Below are 12315 nucleotides of genomic sequence, written 5' to 3' on the forward strand. Positions count from 1 at the left end.
TCCTTATTTTGTCTCTGCGGCTTTGAGTTCCTGATAAGCGTTCAGCTCGCGGTAGTTGGCGCGGCGCTTTTCCAGATCGGACTGGATCATCTTCATGGTTTCGCGGTCCACTTTCAGCAGGCGTACAACGCCCGCGGTAATTAAGTATCCAACGCCAGGAATAACGGTAAACAGCAGTACGATACCGTTAATGGCCTCCGCGCTTTGCGCTTTTGCGCCTGCGTCGTAACCGTACCAGGAGAGCAGAAAACCGACCATTGCCCCGGCAATCGCCAGACCCAGCTTCAGGAAGAAAATGTTGCCGGAGAAGCTGATCCCGGTGATGCGTTTCCCGGTTTTCCACTCGCCGTAGTCATCCACGTCAGCCATCAGCGACCAGTGCAGCGGAGACGGGATCTGGTGCAGGATGTTCAGCAGAACGTAGAGCACCACGATGGTGACGGTGGCTTTCGGGTCGAAGAAATAGAAGGCGCAGGAAAATATCGCCAGCACGATATTGGTCCAGAAGAAGACCTTCAGTTTACACCAGCGGTCAGTCAGCACTTTTGCCAGCACGCTGCCAAGCATCATGCCGATAACCCCCAGGCTGATAAACACGGTGGCGAAGTGGGTGCTCTGGCCCATCACCCAGGTGACGTAATACATGGTTGCCGCCATGCGGATAAAGCCCGGGCAGACGTTGCACAGGGTCAGGAGCAAAATTCGCACCCACTGGTCGTTTTTCCACACGTCTTTCAGGTCATTTTTCAGCTCGTCGTGGGTCTGCACCGCCGGGCGCACGCGCTCGCGCACGGTGGCGAAGCAGAACAGGAACATGCAGGTGCCAATCAGCGCCAGTACGGTCATTGCCATCTGGTAGCCTTTGGCTTTGTTATCCCCGCCAAACCAGTCGGCCATCGGCAGCAGCGTCAATGACAGCAGCAACGTGGCGATGCCGACCAGCACGAAGCGGTAGGACTGGCAGGCCACACGCTCTTTCGGATCGTTGGTGATCACCCCTCCTAACGAACAGTAAGGGATGTTGATGGCCGTATAGGTTAATGAGAGCAGGAAGTAGGTGACAAACGCATAGATAACTTTGCTGTTATAGCTCCACTCCGGTGTGGTGAACATCAGAATACTGAACAGCGCGTAGGGGAAGGCAATCCACAGCAGCCATGGACGAAAACGGCCATATTTACTGCGGGTGCGGTCGGCAATTGCCCCCATGATAGGGTCGGTGACGGCGTCAATCACACGAACCGACAGCAGTAAGACCCCCACCAGTGCAGGCGCGAGGCCAAATATGTCGGTATAAAAATAGTTAACAAACAGCATGATGGCGCCAAAGATGATGTTGCAACCTGCATCGCCCATCCCATAGCCGATCTTTTCTTTTACTGACAGTTTAGCGTTATCCATAGACTGCTCTCCGGGTTTCGGTATGGAGAGAATTATTTGCTGGCAAACGAATATATGCGTTGCAGTATCAGGGCGGTGATATGGATAAAAACGCTGTAGGGATGAAAGTGTGAGGGAGGTAACAACGCGCGGTACCCGCAAAAGCAGGTACCGCGGAGGAGGCTTAGTGGGCCTTCATGGCCTTGCGGCTTTTCTGGCTGAAGAGATAGCCAACGCCCAGCACGGCAATCCAGACTGGGATCAGGTAGACGGAGATTGCCATACCCGGCGTGATCAGCATGATCACCAGCACGGCCGCCATAAACAGCAGGCAGATCCAGTTACCCAGCGGATAGAGCAGGGCAGGGAAGCGCGTCGTCACGCCCTGCTGCTGTTTCGCGCGGCGGAACTTGATGTGTGCCAGGCTGATCATCGCCCAGTTGATGACCAGTGCAGAGACCACCAGTGCCATTAGCAGGCCAAATGCGGATTCCGGCGCCATGTAGTTAATCAGCACGCACAGCGCCGTCACGATGGCTGAAACAATGATGGTGTTGACCGGCACGCCGCGTTTATCAACGTTGAGCAGCATCTTCGGCGCATTGCCCTGCTGGGCCAGACCGAACAGCATACGGCTGTTGCAGTATACGCAGCTGTTGTACACGGAAAGCGCCGCGGTCAGCACCACGACATTGAGCGCGTTCGCCACGACGGTATCACCCAGTTCGTGGAAAATCAGCACAAACGGACTGGTGTCGGCAGTGACGCGCGTCCACGGCAGCAGGGAGAGCAGGACCGCCAGCGAGCCCACATAGAAGATCAGAATTCGGTAGATAACCTGATTCGTCGCTTTCGGGATGCTCTGTTCAGGGTTGTCGGCTTCTGCGGCGGTGATACCCACCAGTTCCAGACCGCCGAAAGAAAACATAATGATGGCCATCATCATCACCAGACCGGTCATGCCGTGAGGCAGGAAGCCGCCCTGTTCCCAGAGGTTACGCACGGTTGCCTGTGGGCCACCGTTGCCGCTGAACAGCAGCCAGCCGCCAAAGATAATCATCGCCACGACGGCGATCACTTTGATGATGGCAAACCAGAACTCCATCTCGCCGAACACTTTTACGTTGGTGAGGTTAATGGCGTTGATAATGGCGAAGAAAGCTGCAGCAGAAACCCAGGTTGGGATGTCGGGATACCAGAACTGAATATACTTCCCGACGGCAGTCAGCTCGGCCATGGCAACCAGAACGTACAGTACCCAGTAGTTCCAGCCGGAAGCGAAACCGGCAAAGCTGCCCCAGTACTTATAGGCAAAGTGGCTGAAGGAGCCAGCGACCGGCTCCTCGACAACCATTTCACCTAACTGGCGCATGATCAGAAAAGCAATGAAACCCGCAATCGCGTAACCCAAAATAATGCCCGGACCGGCAGACTGGATAACGGATGCGCTGCCCAGAAACAGGCCGGTACCAATAGCACCGCCCAGTGCGATGAGCTGAATATGGCGGTTTTTTAGCCCGCGCTTTAGCTGATCGCCGTGCTGTTGAGCTTCCATTTGAAACCTCGTGTGTGGTTGTTATGTCACGCTGTGCGTGTGTAATTATGAAAATCCATATTCTGTATTTATTTCTTTACGGTTAAACGAACCGAAAAAAGCGGAGATGACTTCCGTAAGCGCCAGAATAGTGGTAAGTGCCTGTGAATGCACCTGCTTTATGAAGGGCTGATGACGAATTGAATAAAAAGAAAGCATTTGTAAATCACTCCGCTCTCGCTTCTTACCCCAACCTATAGAATAGAAATGCGCCTTAAGTGGGCGAATTTTCATAATTTGCCTTGTTGAATCGCTTCAGATTGCAAAAACCCTCGTTTCATTATGGTTAAAACTCCCACTTTGGGAGTAATCAACTCATTTGTGCAAAGTTACATTTCTGAAACGTTATTTCTGTAAGGTTGTTAAAATGTGCAGGGTTTACTGATTTCAATCAAAACCAATATGGACAGAAGGTGAATACTTTGTTACTTTAGCGATACGAAATATAAATTGGTAAGACCAATTGACTCCGGGCAAAAAGGCGTAAGACAGGGAATATGGCCTACAGCAAAATTCGCCAACCAAAACTATCTGATGTGATTGAGCAGCAGCTGGAGTTTTTAATCCTCGAAGGGACTCTGCGCCCGGGTGAGAAACTTCCGCCAGAACGCGAACTGGCAAAACAGTTCGACGTTTCACGTCCCTCTCTGCGTGAGGCGATTCAACGCCTCGAAGCAAAGGGCTTGCTGCTTCGTCGCCAGGGCGGCGGAACCTTTGTGCAAAACAGCCTGTGGCAGAGCTTCAGCGATCCGCTGGTAGAACTTCTCTCTGACCACCCAGAATCCCAGTTTGACCTGCTTGAGACCCGTCACGCGCTGGAAGGTATTGCGGCCTATTACGCCGCCCTTCGCAGCACTGATGAAGATCGCGTGCGTATCCGCGAGCTGCATCAGGCCATTGAACGGGCACAGCAGTCCGGCGATTTAGACGCCGAGTCCAGCGCCGTCGTCCAGTATCAAATCGCCGTCACCGAAGCGGCACATAATGTGGTGCTCCTCCATCTGCTACGCTGCATGGAGCCGATGCTGGCCCAGAACGTTCGTCAGAATTTTGAATTGTTGTATGCCCGTCGGGAGATGCTCCCACTGGTAAGCAACCATCGCACCCGAATATTCGAGGCGATAATGGCCGGGGAACCGGAGCAGGCGCGCGAAGCGTCGCACCGTCACCTGGCTTTCATTGAGGAAATCTTGCTGGACCGCAGCCGTGAACAATCGCGTCGCGAACGTTCATTACGCCGCATACAGCAACGAAAGGATTAAGCGCCAGGTACTTTTAGAGCGCGGCAACTAAACGCAGAACCTGTCTTATTGTGTTCTTGCTGAAGAGCACAATGGGACAGGTTCCAGACAAATCAACGTATTAGATAGATAAGGAATACCCCCATGTCAGAACGTCTCCAAAATGACGTGGATCCGATCGAAACTCGCGACTGGCTACAGGCGATCGAATCGGTCATCCGTGAAGAAGGTGTTGAGCGCGCTCAGTATCTGATTGATCAGCTGCTTTCTGAAGCCCGCAAAGGCGGCGTGAAGGTTGCTTCAGGTGCAGGGGCTAGCAACTACGTAAACACGATTGCCGTTGAAGACGAACCGGAATACCCGGGCAATCTGGATCTGGAACGTCGTATCCGTTCAGCTATCCGCTGGAACGCCATCATGACTGTTCTGCGCGCGTCCAAGAAAGATCTGGAGCTGGGTGGCCACATGGCGTCCTTCCAGTCTTCTGCGACCGTTTACGAAGTGTGCTTTAACCACTTCTTCCGTGCAGCGAACGAGAAAGACGGCGGCGATCTGGTGTACTTCCAGGGCCACATCTCTCCGGGCATCTATGCACGTGCATTCCTGGAAGGTCGTCTGACTGAAGAGCAGATGAACAACTTCCGTCAGGAAGTTCACGGTAAAGGTCTGTCTTCTTACCCGCACCCTAAACTGATGCCTGAATTCTGGCAGTTCCCGACCGTATCCATGGGTCTGGGTCCAATCGGTGCGATCTATCAGGCTAAATTCCTGAAATATCTGGAACACCGTGGTCTGAAAGACACCTCTGAGCAGACCGTTTACGCCTTCCTGGGCGACGGCGAAATGGATGAGCCAGAATCTAAAGGTGCGATCACCATCGCAACCCGTGAGAAGCTGGACAACCTGTGCTTCATCATCAACTGTAACCTGCAGCGTCTGGATGGTCCGGTAACCGGTAACGGCAAGATTATCAACGAACTGGAAGGCATCTTCGCGGGTGCTGGCTGGAACGTAATCAAAGTCATGTGGGGTTCCCGTTGGGACGAACTGCTGCGTAAAGACACCAGCGGTAAACTGATCCAACTGATGAACGAAACCGTTGACGGTGACTACCAGACCTTCAAATCCAAAGACGGTGCCTACGTGCGTGAGCACTTCTTCGGTAAATATCCTGAAACCGCCGCACTGGTTGCAGACTGGACTGATGAGCAGATCTGGGCGCTGAACCGTGGTGGTCACGATCCGAAGAAAATCTACGCGGCACTGAAAAAAGCGCGTGAGACCAAAGGTAAAGCGACTGTTATCCTGGCCCATACCATCAAAGGTTACGGCATGGGTGATACCGCAGAAGGTAAAAACATCGCTCACCAGGTTAAGAAAATGAACATGGACGGCGTGCGTTATATCCGCGACCGTTTCAACGTTCCAGTGACCGATGAGCAGGTAGAAAACCTGTCTTACATCACCTTCCCGGAAGGTTCTGAAGAGCACAAGTACCTGCACGAACGTCGTCAGGCGCTGAAAGGCTACCTGCCAGCTCGTCAGCCTAACTTCACCGAGAAGCTGGAACTGCCAGCGCTGGAAGACTTCTCACAGCTGCTCGAAGAGCAGAACAAAGAGATCTCTACCACTATCGCTTTCGTTCGTGCCCTGAACGTGATGCTGAAGAACAAGTCGATCAAAGATCGTCTGGTGCCAATCATCGCCGACGAAGCGCGTACTTTCGGTATGGAAGGTCTGTTCCGTCAGATCGGTATCTACAGCCCGAACGGCCAGCAGTACACCCCGCAGGACCGTGAGCAGGTTGCTTACTATAAAGAAGACGAGAAAGGTCAGATCCTGCAGGAAGGTATCAACGAGCTGGGTGCAGGCGCATCCTGGCTGGCTGCTGCGACATCTTACAGCACCAACAACCTGCCGATGATCCCGTTCTACATTTACTACTCCATGTTCGGGTTCCAGCGTATCGGTGACCTGTGCTGGCAGGCAGGCGACCAGCAGGCTCGCGGCTTCCTGATCGGTGGTACTTCTGGTCGTACGACCCTGAACGGTGAAGGTCTGCAGCACGAAGATGGTCACAGCCACATTCAGTCTCTGACTATCCCTAACTGTATCTCTTACGACCCGTCTTACGCGTACGAAGTGGCAGTCATCATGCATGACGGTCTGCAGCGCATGTACGGTGAAGCGCAAGAGAACATTTACTACTACATCACCACCCTGAACGAAAACTACCACATGCCGGCAATGCCAGCAGGTGCCGAGGAAGGTATCCGTAAAGGTATCTACAAACTCGAAACTGTTGAAGGTAGCAAAGGTAAAGTTCAGCTGCTGGGCTCCGGCTCTATCCTGCGTCACGTGCGTGAAGCCGCACAGATCCTGGCGAAGGACTACGGTGTCGGTTCCGACGTGTACAGCGTGACCTCCTTCACTGAACTGGCTCGTGATGGCCAGGATTGTGAGCGCTGGAACATGCTGCACCCAATGGAAACTCCACGCGTTCCGTACATCGCTCAGGTGATGAACGACGCGCCAGCGGTGGCGTCTACTGATTATATGAAACTGTTCGCTGAGCAGGTTCGTACTTACGTTCCAGCTGATGATTATCGCGTACTGGGTACTGACGGCTTCGGTCGTTCCGACAGCCGCGAAAACCTGCGTCACCACTTCGAAGTTGATGCTTCTTACGTGGTTGTAGCAGCACTGGGCGAACTGGCTAAACGTGGCGAAATCGATAAGAAAGTGGTTGCGGACGCAATTACCAAATTCAACATCGATGCAGATAAAGTTAACCCGCGTCTGGCGTAAGAGGTAAAAGAATAATGGCTATCGAAATCAATGTACCGGACATCGGGGCTGATGAAGTTGAAATCACCGAGATCCTGGTCAAAGTGGGCGACAAAGTTGAAGCTGAACAGTCGCTGATCACCGTAGAAGGCGACAAAGCCTCTATGGAAGTCCCGTCTCCTCAGGCTGGCATCGTTAAAGAGATTAAAGTCTCTGTTGGCGATAAAACCGAGACCGGCAAACTGATCATGATTTTCGATTCCGCCGACGGTGCAGCAGCAGCTGCACCTGCGCAGGAAGAGAAGAAAGAAGCCGCTCCGGCTGCTGCTCCAGCAGCTGCCGCCGCAGCAAAAGAAGTGAACGTGCCTGACATCGGCGGTGACGAAGTTGAAGTCACCGAAATCCTGGTGAAAGTGGGCGACACCGTTGCGGCTGAGCAGTCACTGATCACCGTAGAAGGTGACAAAGCCTCTATGGAAGTCCCTGCGCCGTTCGCGGGTACCGTTAAAGAGATCAAGATCAACACCGGTGACAAAGTGTCTACAGGCTCCCTGATCATGGTCTTCGAAGTGGCGGGTGCTGCACCTGCTTCCGCGCCTGCTCAGGCTGCTGCTCCGGCTCCGGCCGCTGCACCGGCTGCTGCTGGCGGCGCGAAAGACGTTAACGTACCGGACATCGGCGGTGACGAAGTTGAAGTGACGGAAGTGATGGTGAAAGTGGGCGACAAAGTTGCCGCTGAACAGTCACTGATCACCGTTGAAGGCGATAAAGCTTCCATGGAAGTTCCTGCGCCGTTCGCGGGTACCGTTAAAGAGATCAAAATCAGCACTGGCGACAAAGTGTCTACCGGCTCTCTGATCATGGTCTTCGAAGTGGAAGGCGCTGCGCCTGCCGCCGCTCCGGCTGCCGCTGCTGCTCCAGCACCGGCTGCTGCACCGGCTCAGGCTGCTAAACCTGCTGCTGCCCCTGCTGCGAAAGCTGAAAAATCTGAATTCGCTGAAAACGACGCGTATGTCCACGCCACCCCGCTGATTCGTCGCCTGGCGCGCGAGTTCGGTGTGAACCTGGCGAAAGTGAAAGGGACTGGCCGTAAGGGTCGTATCCTGCGCGAAGACGTTCAGACCTACGTTAAAGACGCGGTGAAACGTGCCGAAGCTGCACCTGCTGCAGCCGCTGGCGGCGGTATCCCGGGCATGCTGCCATGGCCGAAAGTGGACTTCAGCAAGTTCGGCGAAATCGAAGAAGTGGAACTGGGCCGTATCCAGAAAATCTCTGGTGCTAACCTGAGCCGTAACTGGGTGATGATCCCGCACGTTACGCACTTCGACAAAACCGATATCACCGATCTGGAAGCGTTCCGTAAACAGCAGAACGCCGAAGCTGAGAAGCGTAAACTGGACGTGAAATTCACCCCAGTGGTCTTCATCATGAAAGCCGTTGCCGCTGCACTTGAGCAGATGCCACGCTTCAACAGCTCCCTGTCTGAAGACGGCCAGAAGCTGACGCTGAAGAAATACATCAACATCGGTGTTGCGGTTGATACGCCAAATGGTCTGGTTGTTCCGGTCTTCAAGGACGTGAACAAGAAGAGCATCACTGAGCTGTCCCGTGAACTGACCACCATCTCCAAAAAAGCGCGTGATGGTAAGCTGACTGCCGGCGAAATGCAGGGCGGCTGCTTCACTATCTCCAGCATCGGCGGCCTGGGCACTACCCACTTCGCGCCGATTGTGAACGCGCCGGAAGTGGCTATCCTCGGTGTGTCCAAGTCCGCGATGGAGCCGGTGTGGAATGGTAAAGAGTTTGTGCCGCGTCTGATGATGCCAATCTCTCTGTCCTTCGACCACCGCGTGATCGACGGTGCTGATGGTGCGCGTTTCATCACCATCATCAACAACATGCTGAGCGACATTCGCCGCCTGGTGATGTAATCGAAAAGCCGGCCAGTCGGCCGGCTTTTTTCTGGTAATCTCATGCTGTTTTTGAGGTTACTGGCGTAAGCAAAAATTCATGAGCCGTTTGTTGTTTCAAAATTGTTAACAATTTTGTAAAATGCGGGCGGATAGAACGACCCGGTGGACGACGGGTATAAATTAAGAGGTCATGATGAGCACAGAAATCAAAACTCAGGTCGTAGTACTTGGGGCAGGCCCGGCAGGTTATTCCGCAGCATTCCGCGCCGCGGATTTAGGTCTGGAAACCGTCATCGTAGAACGTTACAGCACCCTCGGTGGTGTTTGTCTGAACGTCGGCTGTATCCCTTCTAAAGCGCTGCTGCACGTCGCGAAAGTGATCGAAGAAGCCAAAGCGCTGGCTGAACACGGTATCGTCTTCGGCGAGCCGAAAACCGATATCGACAAAATTCGTACCTGGAAAGAGAAAGTTATCACTCAGCTGACCGGCGGTCTGGCGGGTATGGCCAAAGGCCGTAAAGTGAAAGTGGTAAACGGTCTGGGTAAATTCACCGGTGCGAACACCCTGGAAGTGGAAGGCGAAAACGGCAAAACCGTGATCAACTTCGACAACGCGATCATCGCGGCAGGTTCTCGCCCAATCGAACTGCCATTCATTCCACATGAAGATCCGCGCGTGTGGGATTCCACCGACGCACTGGAGCTGAAAACTGTTCCTAAGCGCCTGCTGGTTATGGGCGGCGGTATCATCGGTCTGGAAATGGGTACCGTGTACCATGCGCTGGGTTCAGACATTGACGTGGTTGAAATGTTCGACCAGGTTATCCCGGCTGCAGACAAAGACATCGTTAAAGTCTTCACCAAACGTATCAGCAAGAAATTCAACCTGATGCTGGAAACCAAAGTAACTGCCGTTGAAGCCAAAGAAGACGGTATTTACGTTTCCATGGAAGGCAAAAAAGCCCCATCCGAACCACAGCGTTACGACGCCGTGCTGGTGGCTATCGGCCGTGTGCCGAACGGTAAAAACCTCGACGCGGGCAAAGCTGGCGTGGAAGTGGACGACCGTGGTTTTATCCGCGTTGACAAACAGCTGCGCACTAACGTGCCGCACATCTTTGCTATCGGCGATATCGTCGGTCAGCCAATGCTGGCGCACAAAGGTGTTCACGAAGGTCACGTTGCCGCTGAAGTTATCGCCGGCATGAAACACTACTTCGATCCGAAAGTGATCCCATCTATCGCGTACACCGAGCCAGAAGTGGCATGGGTGGGTCTGACTGAGAAAGAAGCGAAAGAGAAAGGCATCAGCTACGAAACCGCCACCTTCCCGTGGGCTGCTTCTGGCCGTGCTATCGCTTCCGACTGCGCAGACGGTATGACCAAACTGATCTTCGACAAAGAGACTCACCGCGTGATCGGTGGTGCGATTGTCGGGACCAACGGCGGCGAGCTGCTGGGTGAAATCGGTCTGGCGATCGAAATGGGTTGCGACGCGGAAGACATCGCGCTGACCATCCACGCTCACCCGACTCTGCACGAGTCCGTGGGCCTGGCGGCAGAAGTGTTTGAAGGTAGCATCACCGACCTGCCAAACGCGAAAGCGAAGAAGAAATAAGTTTCTTTTGATTGCTAAACGCCTCTCCGGAGGCGTTTTTTTTGCCCTGAAACTACCCAAATTGGTAGTCATCTCGTTGATATTTCCGCTAAAAATTCCTCTTCATCTGCCGATACTTTTTTCACCGTTGTGTGGCTACTGGCTGCGCTGTTCAGGGGTTCTGGACTTTTAATTACACGAAAAAAGGAAAACGCATGTCTTTAAAGAAAGTTGTGGGAATTGGCTTACTGGCGTCAGTCATGACGCTGACCGGATGTGGCGCGATGACGACAGCCGTGAAAAAACGCAACCTGGAAGTGAAAACCCAGATGAGTGAGACCATCTGGCTTGAGCCTTCCAGTGAAAAAACGGTCTACATCCAGGTTAAAAACACCTCCGATAAAGACATGAGCAACCTCCAGACGCTGCTGGCAAACGATCTGAGCGCTAAAGGGTATAAGGTAACGTCCTCACCTGACAGCGCATACTACTGGGTGCAGGCTAACGTCCTTAAAGCAGACAAAATGGACCTGCGCGAGTCTCAGGGCTATCTGAAAACCGGCTATGAAGGTGCCGCCGTGGGGGCCGCTCTGGGTGCCGGTATTACCGCCTACAACAGCAACTCCTCTGGCGCCGCGCTGGGCGTGGGTCTGGCTGCTGGGCTAATTGGCATGGCGGCAGATGCGATGGTAGAAGATGTGAACTACACCATGGTTACCGACCTGCAGATCTCTGAGCGTAGCAAAGCGAAAGTCACCACCGATAACATTGCGGCGCTGCGTCAGGGTACGTCCGGCGTGAAGCTTCAAACCAGCAGCGAGCAGGGCGATCGCGCGAAGTATCAGACCCGTGTGGTATCGAATGCTAACAAGGTCAATTTGAAATTCGAAGAAGCGAAACCAGTTCTGGAAGCGCAGTTGGCGAAATCAGTGGCAAATATTCTGTAAGTAAAATAGCCGGGTGGCGGCTTCGCCTTACCCGGCCTACAAAACGTGGTCCGTTGACATTACTCAGGGTTCGACGGGCTGCCAGGTTTTATCCGGGTTATACGCGGTCATCGCCCGGGCTTTCTGCTCAGAATCGCGACCGAGATCGGACTGGTAAACCTTGTCGTTCTGGTTTATCACGAAGCTCATCACGCCGGTTTGACCATAGCTGACCGGCCAGGCCACCATCGCGAAACCGTTATTATCCGGCAGGATGCGGAAGCGATAGCCGTGGTATCCCGCCCCAGGCTCTTTCGGACTGAACGCCGGACCAAGTGGGCTTGGCGTTTCGCCTGGCGAGACGGGCCAGTACAAACCATCCTTTTTCCCGTCCGCGCTGACAATTTTCTGCGCGTATTTCTGGTTCAGCGCAAAATAGTTCTGCTGGGCATCCACATAGGCATGTAAGGCTTCAATGGCGGCAAGCTCGTTACGCCCAATCTCGCGGGTCAGGATCTCCTCGGCCCCTTCTTTCATGTCAAATTGCCAGCCGGAAGCGGTTTTAACCACCGGGATGGGAAGCTGCCAGCCGCTGTCTCCGACAGCAAGATGTGCTGTGTTACCCTCGACAACCGTGTTGTGCCGGACTTTCCAGTCACGCAGGAAGCGAGCAACGGCATCAGGATCTACCCCTTCAGGCGGCAGAAAGTCGCGCCAGTTTTCGCCGAGCAGATTGCTCATCGCACTTTCGTTTTGCTCGCTGATGGCGCTGGCCAGCGCATCTGTTGCCTGTTCTGGCGTGCTGAAAGATTGCTGCGCCATCGCGGACGCCGACATCATGAACACCACCATTCCACAGAGAAGTTTATTTTTCATG

9 protein-coding genes are annotated in these 12315 nt (G+C 53.7%); 5 read left to right on the top strand and 4 right to left on the bottom strand.

Going from position 1 to position 12315, the window contains the following annotated elements; all coding sequences use genetic code 11:
* Nucleotides 1-3 precede the first annotated feature (3 nt).
* From ACOTYN_RS00895 to ACOTYN_RS00905, 3 genes are all read right to left on the bottom strand, one after another.
* Nucleotides 4-1401 (bottom strand): glycoside-pentoside-hexuronide (GPH):cation symporter, encoded by a 1398-nt coding sequence (locus ACOTYN_RS00895; protein WP_014882563.1) that lies wholly within the window; start codon nt 1399-1401, stop codon nt 4-6.
* 163 nt (nt 1402-1564) lie between these two features.
* Nucleotides 1565-2935 (bottom strand): aromatic amino acid transporter AroP, encoded by a 1371-nt coding sequence (gene aroP / locus ACOTYN_RS00900; protein WP_332956111.1) that lies wholly within the window; start codon nt 2933-2935, stop codon nt 1565-1567.
* A 45-nt stretch (nt 2936-2980) separates the two neighbouring features.
* The gene (locus ACOTYN_RS00905; RefSeq protein ID WP_248227957.1) at nt 2981-3208 is read right to left on the bottom strand and encodes a hypothetical protein; all 228 of its coding nucleotides are present in this window, start codon (nt 3206-3208) and stop codon (nt 2981-2983) included.
* Nucleotides 3209-3471: 263 nt separating this feature from the next.
* On the opposite strand from ACOTYN_RS00905, the gene pdhR reads away from it, so the two are divergent.
* The 5 genes from pdhR to traT all read left to right on the top strand — a co-directional run bounded on the left by pdhR (nt 3472) and on the right by traT (nt 11459).
* On the top strand, nt 3472-4236 hold the full coding sequence (pdhR, locus tag ACOTYN_RS00910; RefSeq protein ID WP_014882565.1) for a pyruvate dehydrogenase complex transcriptional repressor PdhR: 765 nt from the start codon (nt 3472-3474) through the stop codon (nt 4234-4236).
* Between the two features lie 123 nt (nt 4237-4359).
* Entirely contained in the window at nt 4360-7023 is a 2664-nt protein-coding gene (gene aceE, locus ACOTYN_RS00915) for a pyruvate dehydrogenase (acetyl-transferring), homodimeric type (protein WP_014882566.1), read from the top strand.
* A 14-nt stretch (nt 7024-7037) separates the two neighbouring features.
* Nucleotides 7038-8933 carry a pyruvate dehydrogenase complex dihydrolipoyllysine-residue acetyltransferase gene (gene aceF, locus ACOTYN_RS00920; RefSeq protein ID WP_014882567.1) on the top strand — a complete coding sequence of 632 codons (1896 nt, stop codon included), beginning with the start codon at nt 7038-7040 and terminating at the stop codon, nt 8931-8933.
* A gap of 175 nt (nt 8934-9108) precedes the next feature.
* The gene (gene lpdA, locus ACOTYN_RS00925) at nt 9109-10533 is read left to right on the top strand and encodes a dihydrolipoyl dehydrogenase (protein ID WP_023332094.1); all 1425 of its coding nucleotides are present in this window, start codon (nt 9109-9111) and stop codon (nt 10531-10533) included.
* A gap of 194 nt (nt 10534-10727) precedes the next feature.
* Nucleotides 10728-11459, top strand: a complete 732-nt coding sequence (gene traT, locus ACOTYN_RS00930) for a conjugal transfer complement resistance protein TraT (protein ID WP_014882569.1) — start codon at nt 10728-10730, stop codon at nt 11457-11459.
* 63 nt (nt 11460-11522) lie between these two features.
* Here traT and ACOTYN_RS00935 read toward each other — a convergent pair whose 3' ends face one another.
* Entirely contained in the window at nt 11523-12314 is a 792-nt protein-coding gene (locus tag ACOTYN_RS00935; RefSeq protein ID WP_117580917.1) for a DUF2950 domain-containing protein, read from the bottom strand.
* Nucleotide 12315: the final 1 nt, after the last annotated feature.

Origin of the sequence: Enterobacter cloacae complex sp. IR5458, assembly GCF_049238025.1 — a bacterium.
GTDB classification, from domain to species: Bacteria; Pseudomonadota; Gammaproteobacteria; order Enterobacterales; family Enterobacteriaceae; genus Enterobacter; species Enterobacter kobei.